At 67.0% G+C, this 20003-nt stretch carries 19 protein-coding genes; 7 read left to right on the forward strand and 12 right to left on the reverse strand.

The features are described 5' to 3' along the window. Position 1 precedes the first annotated feature (1 nt). A complete protein-coding gene (locus ACXJLH_RS22655) occupies positions 2-250 on the forward strand; it encodes a DUF4936 family protein (protein ID WP_457353038.1) in 249 nt (82 codons plus the stop codon). Between the two features lie 27 nt (positions 251-277). Here the strand turns inward: ACXJLH_RS22655 and ACXJLH_RS22660 are convergent, their stop codons facing one another. The 4 genes from ACXJLH_RS22660 to ACXJLH_RS22675 are packed head-to-tail and all read right to left on the reverse strand — an operon-like array spanning position 278 to position 4733. Then, a complete protein-coding gene (locus ACXJLH_RS22660) occupies positions 278-1213 on the reverse strand; it encodes a hypothetical protein (RefSeq protein ID WP_457353040.1) in 936 nt (311 codons plus the stop codon). Between the two features lie 54 nt (positions 1214-1267). Continuing rightward, the gene (locus ACXJLH_RS22665) at positions 1268-2125 is read right to left on the reverse strand and encodes a YbgC/FadM family acyl-CoA thioesterase (RefSeq protein ID WP_457353042.1); all 858 of its coding nucleotides are present in this window, start codon (positions 2123-2125) and stop codon (positions 1268-1270) included. Next, entirely contained in the window at positions 2122-3042 is a 921-nt protein-coding gene (locus ACXJLH_RS22670) for an alpha/beta hydrolase (protein WP_457446410.1), read from the reverse strand. Before ACXJLH_RS22670 ends, ACXJLH_RS22665 begins: the two co-directional genes overlap by 4 nt. Then, on the reverse strand, positions 3039-4733 hold the full coding sequence (locus ACXJLH_RS22675) for a S10 family peptidase (protein ID WP_457446412.1): 1695 nt from the start codon (positions 4731-4733) through the stop codon (positions 3039-3041). The genes ACXJLH_RS22670 and ACXJLH_RS22675 overlap by 4 nt, the downstream gene beginning before the upstream one ends. A 58-nt stretch (positions 4734-4791) precedes the next feature. Between ACXJLH_RS22675 and ACXJLH_RS22680 the strand changes: the two genes are divergently transcribed. Next, a complete protein-coding gene (locus ACXJLH_RS22680; protein ID WP_457393935.1) occupies positions 4792-5931 on the forward strand; it encodes an iron-containing alcohol dehydrogenase in 1140 nt (379 codons plus the stop codon). 128 nt (positions 5932-6059) lie between these two features. Further along, positions 6060-7610, forward strand: a complete 1551-nt coding sequence (locus ACXJLH_RS22685; protein ID WP_457446414.1) for a methyl-accepting chemotaxis protein — start codon at positions 6060-6062, stop codon at positions 7608-7610. Here the strand turns inward: ACXJLH_RS22685 and ACXJLH_RS22690 are convergent. Together ACXJLH_RS22690 and aceA are read right to left on the reverse strand one after the other, a co-directional pair. Next, the gene (locus ACXJLH_RS22690) at positions 7607-8467 is read right to left on the reverse strand and encodes a hypothetical protein (protein WP_457446416.1); all 861 of its coding nucleotides are present in this window, start codon (positions 8465-8467) and stop codon (positions 7607-7609) included. The two genes, ACXJLH_RS22685 and ACXJLH_RS22690, sit on opposite strands and share 4 nt — an antisense overlap. A gap of 118 nt (positions 8468-8585) precedes the next feature. Further along, entirely contained in the window at positions 8586-9884 is a 1299-nt protein-coding gene (gene aceA, locus ACXJLH_RS22695) for an isocitrate lyase (protein ID WP_056202459.1), read from the reverse strand. A gap of 278 nt (positions 9885-10162) precedes the next feature. Between aceA and ACXJLH_RS22700 the strand changes: the two genes are divergently transcribed. Both ACXJLH_RS22700 and ACXJLH_RS22705 read left to right on the forward strand, forming a co-directional pair. Beyond that, the gene (locus tag ACXJLH_RS22700; RefSeq protein WP_056201626.1) at positions 10163-10714 is read left to right on the forward strand and encodes a GNAT family N-acetyltransferase; all 552 of its coding nucleotides are present in this window, start codon (positions 10163-10165) and stop codon (positions 10712-10714) included. Positions 10715-10749: 35 nt separating this feature from the next. Further along, entirely contained in the window at positions 10750-10899 is a 150-nt protein-coding gene (locus ACXJLH_RS22705) for a hypothetical protein (RefSeq protein WP_200946909.1), read from the forward strand. 24 nt (positions 10900-10923) lie between these two features. Here ACXJLH_RS22705 and ACXJLH_RS22710 read toward each other — a convergent pair whose 3' ends face one another. From ACXJLH_RS22710 to queG, 6 genes are all read right to left on the reverse strand, one after another. After that, the gene (locus ACXJLH_RS22710) at positions 10924-11526 is read right to left on the reverse strand and encodes a MarC family protein (protein WP_056201623.1); all 603 of its coding nucleotides are present in this window, start codon (positions 11524-11526) and stop codon (positions 10924-10926) included. 24 nt (positions 11527-11550) lie between these two features. Beyond that, complete coding sequence (locus ACXJLH_RS22715) at positions 11551-13920, reverse strand: TonB-dependent receptor plug domain-containing protein (protein ID WP_457446418.1); 2370 nt, start codon at positions 13918-13920, stop codon at positions 11551-11553. A 157-nt stretch (positions 13921-14077) separates the two neighbouring features. After that, positions 14078-14965: a site-specific tyrosine recombinase XerD gene (gene xerD / locus ACXJLH_RS22720; RefSeq protein ID WP_457446420.1), complete on the reverse strand. Its 888-nt coding sequence runs from the start codon at positions 14963-14965 to the stop codon at positions 14078-14080. 158 nt (positions 14966-15123) lie between these two features. Next, on the reverse strand, positions 15124-16098 hold the full coding sequence (locus ACXJLH_RS22725; RefSeq protein WP_457446422.1) for a tripartite tricarboxylate transporter substrate binding protein BugE: 975 nt from the start codon (positions 16096-16098) through the stop codon (positions 15124-15126). A gap of 37 nt (positions 16099-16135) precedes the next feature. Then, positions 16136-16738, reverse strand: coding sequence for a chalcone isomerase family protein (locus ACXJLH_RS22730; protein ID WP_082532890.1), 603 nt, complete (start codon positions 16736-16738; stop codon positions 16136-16138). Next, positions 16735-17871, reverse strand: coding sequence for a tRNA epoxyqueuosine(34) reductase QueG (queG, locus tag ACXJLH_RS22735; protein ID WP_457446424.1), 1137 nt, complete (start codon positions 17869-17871; stop codon positions 16735-16737). The genes ACXJLH_RS22730 and queG overlap by 4 nt, the downstream gene beginning before the upstream one ends. On the opposite strand from queG, the gene tsaE reads away from it, so the two are divergent. Beyond that, positions 17872-18348, forward strand: coding sequence for a tRNA (adenosine(37)-N6)-threonylcarbamoyltransferase complex ATPase subunit type 1 TsaE (gene tsaE, locus ACXJLH_RS22740; RefSeq protein WP_457390491.1), 477 nt, complete (start codon positions 17872-17874; stop codon positions 18346-18348). It abuts the gene before it with no gap. Continuing rightward, entirely contained in the window at positions 18345-19721 is a 1377-nt protein-coding gene (locus ACXJLH_RS22745) for an N-acetylmuramoyl-L-alanine amidase (protein WP_457446426.1), read from the forward strand. Before tsaE ends, ACXJLH_RS22745 begins: the two co-directional genes overlap by 4 nt. Positions 19722-20003: the final 282 nt, after the last annotated feature.

The raw sequence follows: 20003 nt of genomic DNA on the forward strand, positions 1-20003 counted from the left end.
CGTGCAGCTCTACGTCTACTACCGCGTCGCCGCCGACAACGTCGAGGCAGCACTCATCGCCTTTCGCAAGGCTCGTGTCGAAGCGCCCATCGAGCTGCTGCAAAGGCCAGAGCCGAATGCCGACGGGCAGTGGACGTGGATGGAGATCTACCCCGAAGGCTGGACCCACCGCGAGCCGCAGGTGGCGGCGGCAATGGCGCCCTGGCTGGCGAGTGAACGCAAGATCGAGCGCTTCGAGATGCTGGGCTGACGAGTCCCGCGACAACCACGGCCTCGTCTACTGATTGAACCAGCGGTAGAACTCTTCGTCATCGACATCGGTGAGCTCGGTGAATTTCCCGCTTCCAGCGAAGTCTGCGCTGACCTTGAAGCGACCGCCGACGCCGCTTTCGTAGCGTCCCGCCAACTGCACCTTGGTGCCGTTCAGCCCACTGAGCTGGAGCAGACCCGGCTCCGGCCCCACATTGGCTCCCGAAGTGCGCAGTTCACCCAGGGTGTCGACCTGGATGGAAGCCCCCGCCTCGCGGCCGGTCGAAAAGATCAGGTCGAACTGCCCTGCGGTGGTTTCCTCTTGCGTCTTGAAGGTGATGGCCAGGTTGCGCATCAGCAGCACCTGGCCACCCGCGAGCGTGACCTCCAGATCACCCTCGCTCAACACGAGGATGCGCCCACCGTCCAGATAGACGAAGCGCAGCTTGCCGGCCAATCGATAGGACCAGCCATAGGCCCAATACGCCTGCTGACCTCTTGACTGTTCGACTCGCGCATCCTTCAGGCCGGCCTTGTCCGCCACCAGTGCCGTCAGTGATGTGGTTCCCCCGCCAAGATCGGATGCCGAGCATTCGGGGCTCTCGGCGACGATCTTGTCGCCCGCCGACCAGGCCTTGTCCTTGTCGAGATCCAGGTAGTGGACTTCCATGCTGCCACGGCCACACAAAAAGGATCTGGAGGGATTCGCCGGGCCGACCAGGGACATTTCCAGGTTCACCTGACGCAGCCAACCACGGAATACCTGCTGCAGCGCCTGCGCGTTCGACAGCAGGAACCTCGTGTTCGCCTCCGTCAATGCGAAGCTGGGCGCTGCATGCGGCGGCGTCGCCGACACGACCGGTGATGGCGCAGGAGACTCCGCGCCGCCTCCGCCGCCTCCGCAAGATGCCAGCATTGCCGCCACACCCAGCAGCGCAACCCGACTCATCATGGCGAGCTTCATTCGCCCCTCCCCAACCATCTTCTTGATCATCCAACCCACAAGCCCCCCGCCCGCTCAAAGTGCCCTGACCATCTCCACGTGCCCGATGCCGGCCTCCTCGAAAGGCTGGCCGCGCCGCTGGAATCCAGCCCGCAGATAAAAGTTCTCGGCAGACAGCTGCGCATGCAGCAGCACCTCGCGGTAGCCCTGTTTTCTGGCCTCGGCCATCAACGCGTCGAGCACCTGGCGGCCGATCTGGGTGCCGCGCATGGCGCGCAGCACGGCCATGCGGCCGATCTTGGCCACGCCGGGCACATGCTCCAGCATGCGGCCGGTGGCCAGCGGAATGCCGAAGCGGTTGCGCGCCAGCGCATGCAGGCAGCTCGCGTCGGCGGCGTCCCATTCCATGTCGGCCGGGATGCCCTGCTCCTCGATGAAGACCTCGCGACGGATGGCGCCGGCGGCTTCGCCATGCTCGCTCCATGCGCCGACGCTGACGTCGACGACGCTCTGGCCGGCCTCGAAGCCATGGATGACGTCGCGCAGCGCCTCGGGCAGGCGCTGCGGCGTCTGCGCGACCGGGTCGGCGAAGACGTAGATCATGTCGGCCTGCACCAGCAACTGGTCGCCACGGAAGAAGGCGCCGTCGACCTTCATCGAGCTGTTGCCGAACTCGCGGCAGCGCACGCCGATGTCCAGGCGGTCGTCATAGCGGGCCGAGGCGAGGTAGTCCAGCGCCGCGCGGCGCACGAAGAGGTCGCCACCCAGCATCTTCATCGTGTCGGCATAGGGCAGCGCCAGGGCTCGCCAATAGCCGCTGATGGCCGTGTCCATATAGGTCAGGTAGTGGCCGTTGAAGACGATGCCCTGGGCGTCGATCTCGGCCCAGCGCACGCGCAGCGGTTCGAAGAAGCGGAAGTCCTGGCGTTTCATGGCTTGAGATGTTCCTTGATGGCCGCGGCGCAGAAGTCCAGCGCCGCGACGGCCTCGGGCAGGCTGCGGCCCATCTTGATGAAGTCGTGGGTCACGCCGCGTGCGAGTTCCAGCTGCACCGGCACGCCGGCCGCGCGCAGCACGTCGGCATAGGCCAGGCCTTCGTCCACCAGAGGGTCGGCCTCGGCCAGCAGCACGGCGGCGGGCGCGAGATCGGCATGGTCTTCGGCCTCCAGCGGTGCGAAGCGCCAGTCGCTGCGCTGGTCGGCGTCGATGTAGTGGCTGAAGAACCATTCGATGGTCGTCGCATCGAGCAGATAACCCTCGGCAAAACGGCGGTGCGAGTCATGGCTCAGCCGGGCCGCGGTACCGGGCGTGATCAGAAGCTGAAGCGCCAGCGGCAGGCCCTGCTCACGGGCGAAGAAGGCCGTGCTGGCCGCCAGCGTGCCGCCGGCGCTGTCGCCGCCGACGCCCAGGCGGCTGCCGTCCAGGCCCAGCGCCGACGCCTGCTCATGCAGCCAGGCCAGGGCGGCCCAGGCATCGTCGACAGCGGCCGGAAAACGGTGCTCGGGTGCGAGGCGGTAGTCCAGCGCCAGCACGGCTGCGCCACTGCGGTTGCTGAGCTGGCGGCACAGGCTGTCATGCGTCTCCAGGTCGCCGATCGTGAAGCCGCCGCCGTGCAGATACAGCAGCACGGGCAGCTTGTCGGCGCTGGGCGCGTACAGACGTGCCGGCCGGCCAGCCACCTCCAGATCTTCGACGCGGGCCAGGGCCGCACGCGGCAGGTCCAGGATCTCTGCGCCCATGCGGTAGGCCAAGCGGGCCTCACGCGGCGTCAGCGCGTGAAACGGCGGCCGCTTGGCGCGCTGGATGCGCGTCAGCAGTTCGGCCATGCGTGGGGTCAGTGGCGTCGTCATCGGGCCCGCATTGTCGGCGGCACCCAGGGGTCGCGCAGCGGGGCCTGGAAGGCGTTCTCGCTCGTTGGCGCCACGCTGCCCGGCTGCTGCGGCGTACCGGCGCGATCCACCATCACGAAGGGTCGAGCCTGCAACGCTCGCCRTTCGGGTCCGAGGTCGGCAGCGGCACGCAGGGCCAGCGTGTTCGCGTAGAAGGCCTTGAGGTCGGCGAGCTGAGCGACCCGGGTCGCGTCGTCGAGATAGCTCATGTGGCCGCCGGCATAGTTGCGGACTTTCACGCGGCTGGCATCGACACGCGCCAGGTCGGTCTCGGTCAGGTGAAAGGGCGTGGCCAGGTCGTGATAACCGCTGACGGCAAGCACGCGCAGGCGGGCGTTCTGGGCCAGGGCCACCGAGAGGTCGGGCAAGGTGTCCGGCAAGGGCCGGCCGGCGTGGCTGAAGTTCCAGAAGTTGATGGCATTGCTCAGCACGACATAGGTGGAACTGTTGCGGTAGCCGAGCTGGTCGCGCAGATGCGTGGCGATGCCCGTGGCGAAGCTGCTGCCGATCCAGGTGCTGGACACATCGCCCTCGGAAGCGAGCTGGCTGCCAATGGCCGCCTTCATGCGGCCGTCGTAGCGGCCGAGCTGCTGGCCGGAGATCAGCCAGATGCGGAAGTTGTCGGCCGACACGTTCAGGCTGGTCTGCCATTGCGCCGCGGGCAGACCGGTCAGGTCGGCCAGAGGCTGCCAGATCGACGGTGTCGGCGCATTGGCCAGCCAAGCCTGCAGCGCCGGCGCGTAAACCTGGTCGGCATAGACACGCGCTTGCGCCGCCCAGGTATTGAGATCGGCCGGCACCGGTTGGGTGAGGCGGTGGAAGGCGCCAACGGCGGCAAAGCTCGGCAGATAGCCGCCGCAGCCCTGCCCGTTCGTGATGCCGCAATTGCTGTTGTAGTCCATCGCCGGGGACTGCAGCACCAGCCCGTCAAGCATGACGCCGGCCTCCTGCAACTGGCGCGCAAGCACGGCCGTACGCGGGCCGCCGTAGCTTTCGCCGTAGAGGTATTTGGGCGAGGCGGCGCGGTTGTTGGCAGCCAGGTAGCGCTGGATGGCGTCGCGGAACAGCGCGGCGTCGGCGTCCACGCCCCAGAAGTTGCGGTTGGTGAAGGGCGCGATGGCCTGGGAATAGCCGCTGCCGACCGCGTTGATGAAGACGAGATCGGTCTGGCCCAGCAGATGCTCGGCGTTGTCGATCATCGGGAAAGGCCGCGCCGCCGTCGTGTCGGGTGCGTTGGCCACAAGCCGCTTGGGGCCGAAGCTGCCAAGCTGCAGCCAGACCGAGGCCGAGCCCGGCCCGCCGTTGTAGAAGAAGGTGACGGGGCGGGTCGCCACATCGGCACCGGGCAGCGTGTAGGCGACGTAGAAGACCGAGGCTTCAGCGGCGCCAGTGGCGTCGCGCGCGATCAGGTGGCCGGCGGTGGCGGTGTAGCTCAGCGTCTGGCCGTTGGCCGTCAGCGTCTGGGTGCTGACCGCGGCGGCCTCGACGGCGCCCGACAGCGAAGCATCGGCCGCCGAGGAATAGACCGTCGTGTCGGTCAGCCCCGGCTGGTTGTCGACCGGCGGCGTCGGCGTGGGGGCCGAGCCTCCTCCTCCGCCCCCGCAGGCCGCGAGCAGGACCAGGAGCAGCAGGGGCAGTGAAGTCGCGCGCATGACGGCGAGTCTAGACACGCCGGACTAGGATGCGCAAAGACATTGCAGGGAGTGCGCCGTGGCCCAGATCCTCTACCTGACCCGCATCGAGCTCGAGTTCGGCGCCAGCCGCCTGCTGCCGGCCGAGTGCGAGCGCATCGGCATCCGCCGCCCGCTCGTCGTCACCGACGCCGGCGTGCGCGCAGCCGGCGTGCTGGACGAGGCGCTGGCGGCCTTCGACGCCAAGCCCCCCGTGTTCGACCGCACTCCCGCCAACCCGACCGAGGCCGCCGTGCGGCTGGCGGTGCAGATGGCCCGGGAGTTCGACTGCGACGGCCTGATCGCCATCGGCGGCGGCTCCAGCATGGACCTGGCCAAGGGCGTGGCCATCGCCGCCACGCACGAGGGCCCGCTGACGCACTACGCGACCATCGAAGGCGGCGCCGGGCGCATCAGCCCCAAGGTGCTGCCGCTGATCGCCGTGCCGACGACGGCGGGCACTGGCAGCGAGGTGGCGCGCGGCGCCATCCTCATCGTCGACGACGGCCGCAAGCTGGGCTTCCACAACTGGGAGCTGCTGCCCAAGGCGGCCATCTGCGACCCGGCGCTGACCCTGAAACTGCCGCCTGCGCTGACAGCCGCGACCGGCATGGATGCCATCGCCCACTGCATCGAGACCTTCCTCGCACCGGCCTTCAACCCGCCGGCCGACGGCATCGCGCTGGAAGGCCTGCGCCGGGGTTGGCAATCCATTGAACGGGCCACGCGCGACGGCCAGGACCGGGATGCGCGCATGGACATGATGTGCGCCAGCGTGCATGGCGCGATGGCTTTCCAGAAGGGCCTGGGCGCGGTGCACTCGCTGAGCCATGCACTGGGCGGCCTGAACCCGCGCCTGCACCACGGCACGCTGAACGCGGTCTTCCTGCCGGCCGTGATCCGCTTCAATGCCGAGGCCGACAGCGTGCGGCGCGAGCGGCGCATCGAACGGCTGGCGCAGGCCATGGGGCTGGCCGGCAGCGACGCCGATGCGGTGGCCGGCGCGATCAGCGCATTGAATGCCCGCCTGGGCTTGCCCAGCGGGCTCGCGGCCATGGAGGTCGGCCCCGAGCTGGACGACCGCATCATCGAACGCGCCCTGGTCGATCACTGCCACAAGACCAACCCGCGCATTGCGAGCGCCGAGGAATACCGGGCGCTGCTGGCAGCATCGCGTTGATCATCGTTTTCATCGCGACAGCGTGACCGAAGTCCCAGTTTGCGGCCGACACGGCTTGTAACGCCGCACTAGCATGCTTCGTTGCCCGCGCGCAGGCGCGGCGTCGAGACGAAAAGACAGGAGACATCATGAACAAGCTATCCATCGGCAAGCGCCTGGCCGCCGGCTTCGCCCTGGTGCTGGCATTGGCCGCCTGCGTGATTGCGCTGGCGTCCTGGCGGCTGGCCTCGACGGCCGCGGCGACGCGTCAGATGATGGACGAGCCGCTGACCAAGGAGAGGCTGATTGCGGACTGGAACCGCAACATCAACTCGGGCGTGCGCCGCACCATGGCCATCGCCAAGAGCTCCGACGCTTCGCTGGTCGAGCTGTTCAAGGAGGATCAGGCGCAGTCCACCAAGTCGTCCAGCGAGATGCAGGACAAGCTGAAAGCGCTGATCCGCTCGCCCGAGGAGCAGACGCTGTTCGATGAAGTCGGCAAGGCACGCAAGATCTACATCGACTCGCGCGACACGATCGTCAAGCTCAAGAAGGACGGCCAGGCCGAGGCGGCCGACAAGCTGCTGACCGATGTCTTCGTGCCCGGCTCCAAGGTCTATCTGGCCAAGATGCAGGACTTCCTGGACTACCAGCGCAAGGCCATCGACCAGACCGCCGCCGGCATCGACGCCGCCAACAGCAACGGCCGCCTGCTGCTGCTGGGTTTCGGCCTCGCCATGCTGGGCCTGGGCGTGGCCGCTGCCTGGAGCATCACGCGCAGCATCACGCTGCCGCTGGCGGCAGCCAACGAATTGGCCGAACGCGTGGCGGACGGCAACCTGATGCGCTCGGGCGCGGGGCAGATCGCGAGTTCCGACGAAATCGGCAAGCTGCAGACGACGCTGCGCCGCATGCGCGAAACGCTGGCGCAGACGATTGGCAGCATCCGCGATTCGGCCGAATCCATCGGCACCGCGTCGGCCGAGATCGCCAGTGGCAACCAGGACCTGAGCGCTCGCACGGAAAAGGCGGCATCCAGCCTGGAGCAGACGGCCAGTGCGATGGAGGAGCTGACCGGCACGGTGCAGCAGTCGGCGGCGTCAGCCGGCCAGGCAAACACACTGGCGGTCTCGGCCGCCAACGTGGCTCAGCGCGGCGGCGAGGTGGTCGGCCAGGTCGTGCACACCATGGACGAGATCAATGCCAGCTCGCGCAAGATCGCCGACATCATCAGCGTCATTGATGGCATCGCCTTCCAGACCAACATCCTGGCGCTGAACGCCGCCGTCGAGGCGGCGCGAGCCGGTGAACAGGGGCGCGGCTTTGCGGTTGTCGCCAGCGAAGTGCGCTCGCTGGCCGGCCGCTCGGCGGATGCGGCCAAGGAGATCAAGAGCCTGATCGGCAGCAGTGTCGAGCGCGTGGAAGCGGGCTCGCGGCTGGTGGCCGAGGCGGGCAAGACGATGGGCGAACTCGTTGGCGCCGTGCAACGCGTCAAGGACATCATGGGCGAGATCACGACCGCCACGGCCGAGCAGTCCGACGGCATCGCCCAGGTCAATATCGCGATCGCCCAGCTCGACCAGGTCACGCAGCAGAACGCCGCCCTGGTGGAGGAGTCGRCCGCCGCGGCCGAGAGCCTGCGCGAACAGGCGACGACGCTGAACGGCGCGGTCGGGACCTTCCAGGTCGCGCGGCGCTAACTGCCCCCGCCGCCTCCGCAGCCCGAGCCGCCGCAGCTGCTGCCGCCACCGCCGTCACAGCTGGCTCCACCGCCATCGCTGCTGCCACAGTCGCTGCTGCCGCCATCGCTGAAGCTGTAGCCCCAGTTGAAGCCGCCATCGCCGCTACCGCTGTCATCACGGCGGCGCTGCATCGCCTGGGCCTCTGCGGCACTGAGCAGCCCCAGGCCCGCCAACCCGGCAGCACCGAGAGCGGCATGGGTCGTCGAGCTGCCGCTGAGCTGACCAAAGCCGTCGATCTGGCGGTGCACCAGCACACCGTGCTCATGCCCATAGGCCCAGCCGGTGGGCAGGCGCATCAGGCCGTCGAGCGCGAACAGGAAGGGCAGCCGCTGGGCGATCAGGCTGCGCCCTTCGCTGCGACAGGCGCCGGCCCAGGTGCGGGCCAGGCATTCATCCAGGGGCGCGCCCAGCGCCTCGGCTTCGCGGTGTTCGACGAACTGGCCGAAGTAGCGTTGCTGCCAGGCAGCCAGCCCGCCAGCATCCGTTTGCAGCCAGACATGCCACACCGAATCCGCCGCCTTGCTGGGCAAGGCACACGGGCCCTGAGCCTGCTGCAGCCGGCAGGCCTCGAAGAACTGGGCCAGGCCTGTGGAGCAGCGCAACCAGGCCGCGTCATCGACGGCAAGGCCGGGAAAGTCATCGGGGGCTTGCCGCATCCAGGCCGCGCGAACCGCGGGCGGGATCTGCTCGGCGGCCAGCGTGGCCGGCGAGCACTGGCGGCGCAGCGCCTGCTGGAAACGGGTCTCGCGTCGCTGGCCGACCCAGGCGCTCAGGCGATTTGCGAGGCTGAACTTTGTTGTCGTTGTGTTGTTCATGGCCACGAGTGTTTGACATGAATATGACACGACCGTGACGACCGGGCAAACACTCACAACGCCATAAAAAAGGCCCGCCGAAGCGGGCCACAAAAGTCAGGAGTTGAAGCCGACTGATTTAACCGTGCTTGGCGTCGAAGAACTGCTCGTCTTCCGTCGAGCCCTTCAGGGCGGCCGTCGAGGCGTTGGCCTCGATGGTCGTCGTGACGGCGTCGAAGTAGCCGGTGCCGACTTCGCGCTGGTGCTTGACAGCGGTGAAGCCCTTCTCGGCGGCGGCGAATTCCTTCTCTTGAAGCTCGACGAAAGCGCTCATCTGGTGACGGGCGTAGCCATGGGCCAGTTCGAACATCGAGTAGTTCAGGCTATGGAAGCCGGCCAGCGTGATGAACTGGAACTTGTACCCCAGGGCACCCAGTTCGCGCTGGAACTTGGCGATGGTCGCGTCGTCCAGGTTCTTCTTCCAGTTGAAGCTCGGCGAGCAGTTGTAGGCCAGCAGCTTGCCGGGGAACTTGGCGTGGATGGCGTCGGCGAAGGCCTTGGCGAAGGCCAGGTCGGGCTTGCCGGTCTCGCACCAGATCAGGTCGGCATAGGGCGCGTACGCCAGGCCGCGGCTGATGGCCTGGTCCAGGCCGTTGCGGGTACGGTAGAAGCCTTCGACGGTGCGCTCGCCGGTGCAGAACGGCTTGTCGTTGTCGTCGATGTCGGCGGTGACGAGGTCGCCGGCTTCGGCGTCGGTACGGGCGACCAGCAGCGTGGGCGTGCCCATGACGTCGGCAGCCAGGCGGGCGGCGACGAGCTTGGCCACGGCCTCACGGGTGGGCACGAGCACCTTGCCGCCCATGTGGCCGCACTTCTTGGCGCTGGCAAGCTGGTCTTCGAAGTGCACGCCCGCGGCACCGGCCTCGATCATGGCCTTCATCAGCTCGAAGGCGTTCAGCACGCCGCCAAAGCCCGCTTCGGCGTCGGCCACGATGGGGGCGAAGAAGTCGATGTCGTCCTTGCCTTCGCTCCACTGGATCTGGTCGGCGCGCTGGAAGGTGGCGTTGATCTTCTTGACGACCTTGGGCACCGAGTCCACCGAGTACAGCGACTGGTCGGGGTACATCTCGCCATTGCTGTTGGCGTCACCGGCGACTTGCCAGCCGGACAGGTAGATGGCCTTCAGGCCGGCCTTGACCTGCTGCATGGCCTGGTTGCCGGTCAGGGCGCCCAGGGCATTGACGAAAGGCTCGGTGTTCACCAGGCCCCAGAGCTTCTCGGCACCGCGCTTGGCCAGCGTGTGTTCGATCTCGATGGAGCCGCGCAGGCGCACGACGTCGGCGGCGCTGTAGCCGCGGGTGATGCCCTTCCAACGGGGGTTCTCGGCCCAGTCTTTTTCCAGGGCGGCGATCTGTTGGTCACGGGTGAGGCGGGTCATGAAAAGCTCCTTGCTGAACATCGAAAACCGATGGTGCAAGACTAGGCCTTGGACCTGGCCTTGTGAAGCCGCTAGTCTTATATAAGACGAAAAACTTTGTCATTTAAAAACAATGGCTTATGTTTTATTTTTCAAATCAAGAAATGCCATTCACCATAATGAGAAATATTGCGGCAGCGCACCATGGTTGCTTTTCACGATTTGAAAAGTGACTTTCGAATCGTGAGAACGCACCACTTCAGAATGCGTCCAACCATGACCCACTCAGGCTGGATGCCATGACCCTTCTCGTGACCCCTCGGCTGCGCCTTGAGCCGCTGAACGACAGCCATTTCGAGGCCCTGTACCGCCTGAACAGCGACCCCGTCGTCATGCGCTACATCACCGGCCGGCCTGACACGCCGGAAGACACGCAGTCCATGATCGACCGCGTGAAGGCCCGCTGGGCCGAGTTCGGCTATTCCTGGTGGGGTTTCATCCGCCAGGACAACGGCGACCTGATCGGCACCGGCTGCATCCAGCACCTGAACCGCGACCCGGCGGGGCCGCTGGAGACCGGCTGGCGGCTGCGCCAGGATGCCTGGGGCGTGGGCTATGCCAGCGAAGCAGCCCGCCACATGGTCGGCTGGGCGTTCAAGACGCTCAAGCCGGAGTTGATCTGCGCCGTCTGCCAGCCCGAGAACACGCCCTCCTCCACCGTCATGGAGCGCCTGGGCATGACCTTCACCGGCAACGGCCGCTGGTATGACATGGATTGCAGGCGCTACGACATCACCGCGGCGCAATGGGCGGCCAGCCCAGCTAAAACACGCTACGACGCTGAGGCATAGTTCGGTTTCTCGCAATCACTCTGCACGGAGGACCTATGGCCAACACCGAACAACGCGGCAACAAGATGACGAAGAAACCCAAGAAGGACACGGGCCCCGGCAAGGCGGCGGGCTCGGATCGCCCGGTGCCACCGATGACGGCCGTCCTGCCCAAGGGCAAGGAAGCCAAGCTCAAGAACAAGTAAGGCCGGCCGCTGGCCGACCAAGGACTACAAACCGCCGACGAAGTAGCGCTTCAGGCCGGCCAGCACCATCTCGACGGCGATGGCCGTCAACACCAGGCCCATCAGCTTCTCGATGGCCGAGACCACCGAGTCGCCCAGCAGCTTGCGGATGCGGTCCGCCAGCACGAGCACCAGGCCCGAGACCAGCAGGGCCGCGCTGAGCGCACCAATCCACTCGTAAATGCGGTCAGGCTGGCGGGACGCCAGCAGCAACACCGTGGCCATGGCCGATGGCCCAGCCAGCAGCGGCACGGCCAGCGGAAAGATCAGCGGCTCCTTGCCGGGCTCCAGGCCATAGGCCGATTCGCCCGAGCTGCCGAAGATCATGCGGATGGCGATGATCACCAGAATCACGCCGCCAGCCACCTCGAGCGAGCGCTCCGACAGGTGCATCACGCGCAGGAAGCCCTCGCCCAGGAACATGAAGGCAAACAGCACGCAGAAGGCGATGCCCACCTCGCGCAACGCCACCCGCGTGCGGCGCTCCTTGGGCACCGCACGCATGATGGGAATGAACACGGGCAGGCTGCCGAGCGGGTCGAGCACCAGCAGCAGCAGGATCAGGGCGGAGAGGAAGCTGTGGTCCATCCGCCCGGATTGTCAGCGAGCGACTCAGAAGCGGTAGTAGGCCCGCGCGTAGTAGGACGCGCCATTCAGGCCGAACTGCACGCTGTCGTAGTAGAAGCCGTTGTCGGTCTCGAACGGGTCCTGGCGCGACGGCTTCACGTTGAAGACGTTGTTGCCACCGATGCTGAGCTTCAGCGCCGGCGTGGCCTGCCAGGTGGCGCCCAGGTCCATCGAGGTCTTGGGCTTGTAGTTCAGCGTCATGCCTTCGGTGAAAGCGCCCTGCGTCTGCTTGCCGAAGTGGATGATCTTGGCCTCACCCGTCCAGGCGCCCTGGGCGTACTCGAAGCCCAGCGTGCCCTTGGCGCGCGGGCCGGCCTCCTCGATGAAGAGGCGCTCGCGCGTCGACAGCAGCACATCCTCGTACCCTTTCAGCGCTGCCGGTGCGTGGATGGCCGTCACCGTCGTGCGGCTGATGTTCAGCGCCAGGAAGGTGCTGAGTTGACCCGCGCCCAGCTTCATGCGGTTGGACGCCGTCAGGTCCAGGCCGCGGGTGCGCGTGTTGATGGAGTTGACGAAGAAGGCCGTCTGCTCGACACCCTGGCTGTTCAACAGCGGTGCCAGCGGCGGGTAGTTGCTGGCCGTGAAGCGGCCGGACAGCACGATGCGGTCTCGGATGTTGATCTGGTAGAGGTCTACAGTGAGCGCGGTGTCGGCGCTCGGCTTGACGGTGAGACCGAGCGTGAAGTTCTTGGACTTCTCCTGCTTCAGCGGTGGCACACCCGCGGCCAGCGGGATGGCGCTGCCGTTCGGAGCCAGCTTCACCTGCACGGGCTCGCCGCTGATGAAGTCGGTGAAGGTAGACGAGAAGTAGAGCTGCTGCAGACTGGGGGCGCGGAAGCCCGTGCTGGCCGCGCCGCGCAGCAGCACTTCCTTGCCGAGCTTGTAGCTGGCCGCCAGCTTGGCGGTGGTCTCGGAGCCGAAGTCGCTGTAGTGCTCGGCACGGATGGCTGCGTCCACTGTCAGGCTGGGCGTGAAGCTGGCTTCCCAATCGGCATACAGCGCCTGGCTGTTGCGGCTGCGGTTGGTCATGTCGACCGGCTGAAAGCCCGGGAAGCCCTGGCTGCCGGCGATGCCGCCGAAGTTCAGGCCGTCGGCGTCCTGGTACGAGCCCAGTTCGCCAGCGACGATGTCGTACTTCTCTTTGCGGTACTCGGCGCCGAAGGCGATGTTGCTGCCCCCGAGCAGGTCTGGGAAGAAGCGGCTGACATCGAAGTTGGTCGTCGCCTGGCTGAAGCCGAAGCCGCCGGCGTCGAAGCTGGACGGGCTGATGCCCTTGCCGCCAGCCAGCAGATCCTTGTTGGCGATGGACGCGTTCAGCGTGTTGCTGATGTTGTAGCGCATCTTGTTGGAGCCATAGGTCTGCGACAGGTCGGTGTCCCAGCCGACAAAGGCCGACTTCCAGCCGACGCTGACATACCGGTCCTCGATCTTGCCGTTGATGAAGGGCACGAAGCCGTCAGGGTACATCGCGGCGGAGTTGCGCGACGGCACGTCGCTGGAGCCGACGCCGCCACGCGCCCAGGCGCCGGACGACGCATCGCGGTTCTGCGCACCGGCGGTGACGTAGAGCTTGTTCTCGGCCGCCAGCGGGAACTCGCCGTTCAGATAGACCGTCTTGTTCGTGACCGCGGTGTCGCCAATGGTGCGGGGGCCGACGTTCTCGTCGTTGGGGTCGTTGCGGTTGGAACGGCCACGGTCCTGCCATTCGCCGGTGATGCCCAGCGAGCCGTCGCCGAGCTTGATGCCGCAATAGGCAGAGGCGAGGTAGTTCTTGCCGTCGCCCGCCGAGTACTGGCCATAGCCCGCCACGGCCTCGCAGCCGGCCTTCTTCTTCAGCTGGATGTTGACGACGCCGGCAATGGCGTCAGAGCCGTACTGGGCCGCCGCGCCGTCACGCAGCACCTGCACGTTGTCGATGGCCAGCAGCGGCAAGGCATTCATGTCCGTGCCCGTCGCGCCGCGGTTGCGCGCGCCGAACAAGTTGACCAGCGCCACGGTGTGGCGGCGTTTGCCGTTGACGAGCACCAGGGTCTGGTCCGAGCCCAGGCCACGCAGCGCAGCGGAGTCGATCAGGTCGGCGCCGTCAGCGCCGGTCTGGCGCGTCGAGTTGAAGGACGGCGAGAGGTATTGCAGCGTCTGCGCCAGATCGAATTGACCCCCGCCCTCGGTGATCTTGCTCATCGAATAGATGTCGACAGGCACCAGCGTGTCGGTGCTGGACGCGGCGGGCAGGCTCTTGCGGGAGCCGATGACCGTCACGCGCTCGAGGCTGCTGGCCTCCTGGGCCAGGGCTGAGGCGGTGGCAAAGAGGGTGACGGCGGCAAGCGCGGTCGGCAGCAGGCGGGTGGCGTGCATGGAAGGACTCCGTGATCGATTTGTGATGGCGGCGGAGTTTGCCCCTCGTAACAGGCCCGTGAAGGTGGGTGTTGTGGCCCGCCGACAGGTTTGAAACCAACGAAACGAACGAAGCTTCGGTGCAACCCGAGGGCGGGAAAACGAGAATCCGCCGCGCTCAGCCCCGCGGATGGTGCTCGGCGTGCAAGGCTTTGAGGCGCTCCCGCGCCACATGGGTGTAGATCTGCGTCGTCGACAGATCGGCATGCCCCAGAAGCAGCTGCACGGCACGCAGATCCGCACCATGATTGAGCAGATGCGTGGCAAAGGCGTGGCGCAGCGTGTGCGGCGACAGCGGCACGGTGATGCCGGCCGCCAGCGCGTGTCGCTTGATCAGGGTCCAGAACATCTGCCGCGTCATGCCGGCGCCGCGGGCGGTCACGAAGAGGTCGTCGCTGCTCTGGCCGGCCAGGATCTCGGCGCGGGCCTCGCGCAGATAGCGCGTCATCCAGTCCCTTGCGTGCTCGCCAAAGGGCACGAGGCGGGCCTTGCTGCCCTTGCCCGTGACGTGCAGCACCGCATCCTTGAAGGCGACATGGGCGCTCTTGAGCGTGACGAGTTCGGACACGCGCAGGCCGCTGGCATACATCAGCTCCAGCATCGCGCGGTCGCGCAGGCCCAGCGGTGTGTCGACGTCCGGCGCATCCAGCAGCGCGCTGACCTGGGCCTCGCTGAGCAGCTTGGGCACGCGCAGCGGCTGCTTGGCCGTCGTCAGCTTGAGCGTCGGGTCGGCCTGGACGCGACCCTCGCGCAGCGCCCAGCGGAAATAGCGCTTGAAGACCGACAGCCGCCGGTTCGAGCTGGTCGCCTTGCCAGCCGGCTTGGCAGCCGCGTACTCGAACAGTTTGAGCTCGGTGCAAGCGTCCAGCGAGGCGGGCGCCAGCCAGGCCGCCAGCGCACTCAAGTCGCGCCGGTAGGCCGCCTGCGTGTTGGCGCTCAGGCCGTCTTCCAGCCAGAGCGCTTCGATGAAGGCCTCTATCGCCGGATCAGCGAACTTAGCACCCATGTAGCTCAGTGAGTTCGGGCCGAGCGCCGGGCCGCTCCCAAGCCGGCCCCGTTTGGCGATGTGCTTGCGGCTCAATGCCGCAAGCATCGCCGCCCCCTCGGGGGGCCGACCAGACTCGCTCGCGTGCAGCGATGCGAGGTTGGGCGAGGGGTTTCAAGTCAATCAAGCTTGAGCTTCTGTGCCGCCACGACCTTCTTGTAGACCTCGAACTCCGCCGCAATCTGCGCCGCGAACTGCTCGGGCGTGTTGGCCACGATCAGCGAGCCGGTGTCCTCGATGCGCTTCTTGACGTCGGGAATCTCCAGCGCCTTCTTGACCCCATCGTGCACCTTGTCGACGATGTCGCGCGGCAGGCCCTTGGGGCCGTGGATGCCGTAATAGGCCAGCCGGTTGACGGCCTCCAGGCCGACTTCCTTGAAGGTCGGCACATTCGGCAACGCCGCCAGGCGCTGCGGTGCGGCGACGACGATGGGAATGAGGCGGCCGTCCTTGATGAAGGGCAAGGCCGAGGGCAGGTTGTCGAAGATCATCGGCACCTGGCCGGCCACCGTGTCGTTCAACGCCGGGCCGGCGCCGCGGTAGGGGATGTGCAGCACGAAGACACCGGCCAGCGTCTTGTAGAGCTCCATCTGCAAGTGGCCGATGCCGCCGGTGCCCGAGGTCGCGTAGCTGTGCTTGGCCGGGTTCTTCTTGAGTTCGGCGACGAAGCCCTTGTAGTCGCGTGCCGGGAAGCTGGGGTGCACGGCAATGATGTTGGGCGTCGCCGCGACGTTGATGATGGGCGTGAAGTCGGTCAGCGGGTTGTAGGCGATCTTGGGGTTGATCGCCGGGTTGGCCGCCGTCGTCGACACCGTGGCCATGCCTAGCGTGTAGCCGTCGGGCGCGGAGCGCACGATCTCCGTCGCCCCGACCGTGCCGCCGCCGCCAGCCTTGTTGTCGACCACCATGGTCTGGCCCAGGATGCTGGACATGCGCTCGGACACGATGCGGGCAATGATGTCCGTCGTGCCGCCTGGTGCGAACGGCACGATCAGGCGGATGGGCTTGGCGGGGTAGCCCTGGGCCCAGGCCAGATGCCCGAAGGGGCTGAGGCTGGCGAGTGCGGCGGCTTGGAGGACGGAACGGCGTTGCATGAAGTCGGTCTCCTTGGTTTGATGAGGCGATGCTAGTTCAGGACGGCTGACCCAGCAGGCCGGCACGCAACCGGGCATCGCTGTTGCTGTCGCCAAGGAAGACCTTCAGGAAGGCCGTGTAGAAGTCCTGGCCCTCGATGGGCTTGCCCCAGACCTTGCCATTGACCGACAGGACGGTGCCACCCTGGGTGGGCAGATAGTCGATGTGCAACAGGTCGCCCTTCTTGACGCGGCCTACGTCGGCGATGGCCGTGTTGAACTGCTTCAGACGCTCGGCCACCGCCGCCTTCTCGGCCTCGGTGGAGTTGCGATTCACCCCCTTGCCGATGGCCTTGACGAATTCCTGCGTCGACACGTCCTTCACGAGCGGAATGACGATGCGCATCTCCAGCCGCTTGGGGCCGGCCTCGGCGTAGATGGCGTCGGGCGCCGCCGCCTTTTGTGGCAGGTAAAGGGCCGCGAGATAGAGCGGGTAGATGGCCACCTGGCGCTTGCCGGTACCGTTCAGCACCAAGGTGCTGCCGCCGAGCTGCAGCGTGTCGGGGAAGTCCTGGTTTTCATAGCGGACAGCGCGGGCGGGCATGGATGCGGCTGCGGCCAGGGCGAGAACGGCCGCACGGCGGCGGATGGACAAAGTCATTCACGGGCTCCAACGGTCAGCGGGCCGGACGATAACGCGGCAGGCGACTCCGGCGCGGACAAGGCCCAGGCGATGTGCTCGGTCACCACTTCGTCGGCGCCGTGCCCTGCTTGCTGCAACGCGGCGCGCAGAGTCGAGTCGTCGCGGACCCGCAAGGCGTTGCCCGCCGCCACCGCCAGATTGCGCCGCCAGCGGGCGAAACCGATGCGGCGGATGGCCGAGCCTTCCGTGCGGCGCAGGAATTCGCTTTCGCCCCATCCAAGCAGCGTGGCAATTGGCTCGCCCGCCATGCCTGGGCGCACGTCGAAGTCGGCCAGCACGGCGGGCTGCGCGAACTTGTTCCACGGGCAGGCCAGTTGGCAGTCATCGCAGCCATAGACGCGATTGCCCAGCAAAGGGCGCAGTTCGACGGGTATCGGCCCATCGTGTTCGATGGTCAGGTAAGAGATGCAACGCCGGGCGTCGATGCGGTAGGGTGCGGTGATCGCGGCAGTCGGGCAGACATCGATGCAGGCGCGGCATTCGCCGCAATGCGCGCTGACGGCTTCGGTCAACGGCAGGGCCAGATCGATGAAGAGCTCGCCCAGGAAGAACATCGAGCCGGCCTCGCGGTGCAGCGTCAAGGTGTGCTTGCCACGCCAGCCCAGGCCCGAGCGCGCGGCCAGTTCGACCTCCAGCACCGGCGCCGAGTCGGTGAAGACGCGATAGCCCAGCGGGCCGACTTCGGCCTCCAGCTTCTCGGCGAGCTTCTGCAGCCGCTGGCGCAGCACCTTGTGATAGTCCCGGCCGCGGGCATAGATCGAGATTTGCGCTTGCTCCGGCTGGGCCAAGCCAGCCCATTCGACGGCCTGCCAGCCCGGCTCGGTGGCCTGGGGCAGATAGTCCATGCGCGCCGTGATGACGCGCAGCGTGCCCGGCACCAGCTCGGCCGGGCGCGCACGCTTCATGCCGTGGCTGGCCATGTAGTGCATGCGGCCATGGTGGCCGGCGTCCAGCCAGGCCTGCAGGCCCGGCTCGGCGCTGCTGAGGTCCACGTCGGCCACGGCGATCTGTGAGAATCCCAGCTCATGCGCCCAGCCGCGCAAACGGATCAACAGCGCGGCGGCATCGACAGTGGACGGGACTTCTTGCATTTGGCACCGATTTTAGAAACCGATCTGCTGTGGCCCGACGAGGCCGCGGCCCAGGCCACCGCCGGACGCCTCGCGGCGGTACTGCTGCCCTCCCCCAACGCGCTGATCGAGCTGCACGGCTCGCTCGGCGCCGGCAAGACGACCTTCGTGCGCCTGCTGCTGCGCGCGCTGGGCGTGCAAGGCCGCATCAAGAGCCCCAGCTATGCCGTCATGGAGAGCTATGAGCTGCCTGAATCCGCGGGAGGCAACACTGCCAGCCACTTCGACTTCTACCGCTTCGGCGACCCGCGCGAGTGGGAAGACGCTGGCTTTCGCGACGTCTTCGCTGCACCCGGCCTCAAGCTCTGTGAATGGCCCGAGAAGGCGGCCGGCCAGCTGCCCGCGGCTGATCTGCAGCTCTTCATCGAGCTGATGCCCGACGACAGTCGAAGCGTGCGCGCGGTTGGCGACGCGCGCCTCGTGGGAGCCCTGGCATGAAGCGCCGCGAAACCTTGGGGCTGCTCGCTCTGCTGCTGAAGGCGCCCGACACGCTGGCGGCGAGCAGCCAGGCCAGCATCGTCGCCGTGCGCGTCTGGCCGGCACAGGAATACACCCGCGTCACCATCGAGTCCGACCAGCCGCTGGCGGTCAAGCATTTCCTCGTCGACTCGCCCCACCGTCTCGTCATCGACATCGAAGGCCTGGAGCTGAGCCCGGGGCTGCGCGAGCTGATCGGCAAGGTCAAGGCCGACGACCCCTACATCACCGGCGTGCGCGTCGGCCAGAACACGCCCACCGTCGTGCGCATCGTGCTGGACCTGCGCCAGCCCGCGGCGCCGCAGATCTTCACGCTGGCGCCGGTGGCCGCCTACAAGAACCGCCTCGTCTTCGACCTTCACCCCAAGTTCGAGGCCGACCCGCTGCTGGCTTTGGCGCAGGAGCGCGACAAGAAGCCGTCTGCCGCTGCGACGCCTTCCCCGACCCAGCGCGCCGAGGCTGCGGCCAGCGCCGTCAACGATGCCCTCGGTGACCTCATCCAGAAGATCGAGCGTCCGCCAGCGCCGGCAGCCTCGGCACCCTYGGCGCCGCCCGCGCAAGCCGCGTCCAAACCCGCACCAGTGCCCGCCCCTGCCGTCGAGCCCAAGATCGACCGCCTCATCATCATTGCGCTGGACCCCGGCCACGGCGGCGAAGACCCCGGCGCCGTCGGCCCCTCAGGCCTGCGTGAGAAGGATGTCGTCCTGGCGGTCGGCCTCAAGCTGCGTAAGCGGCTCCAGACCAATCCGAACATCCGCGTGCTGATGACACGCGACGCCGACTTCTTTGTGCCGCTGCAGGACCGCGTGCACAAGGCGCGCCGCGTGCAGGCCGACCTGTTCGTGTCCATCCATGCCGACGCCTTCTTGACGCCGCAGGCGCGCGGTGCCTCGGTGTTCGTGCTCAGCGACGGTGCCGCGACGAGTGCCGCCGCACGCTGGATGGCCAACCGCGAGAACGCGGCCGACATGGTCGGCGGCGTCAACGTCGGCGCCGCCACTAAGGACGCCAACGTGCTTCGCGCCCTGCTCGACATGAGCACCACGGCGCAGATCAAGGACAGCCTCAAGCTCGGCGGCGAGGTGCTGGGCCAGATCGGCAAGATCGGCAAGCTGCACAAGGCCAAGGTCGAGCAGGCGGGTTTTGCGGTGCTGAAGGCGCCAGACATCCCCAGCATCCTGGTGGAGACGGCCTTCATCTCCAACCCTGAGGAAGAGAAGAAGCTGCGCGATCCGGACTATCAGGATGAACTGGTGGACGCGTTGGCCTCGGGCATCGCGAGGTACTTTGCGAAGAATCCGCCGATGGCGAGGAAGCGCAGCACGACGCTGTAGTTGGCTTGCTTTTGCGGACAGCGTGTCTGCTCGTTGCATTGCCGGGAGTCCGTCCCGGCGGCCGGGTAACTTTCTTCTGCGGGGCTGTTTGGACCGGAGACATGGGTAACGGGTGTGCCAGGACATGGGTAACGCTTTCGGGGTTTCGAAGCCCCGGAAGAAGCCCATGGTCTGGATGGAGAAGAGCACCGTGTCCCTGCGTCAAGAGTTCGTGCACCTGGCCCGCCAGGACGGCGCCAACGTGCGCGCGTTGTGTCGCCAGTTCGGCATCAGCCCCAAGAC

The sequence above is a fragment of the Roseateles sp. P5_E4 genome, from assembly GCF_054049255.1.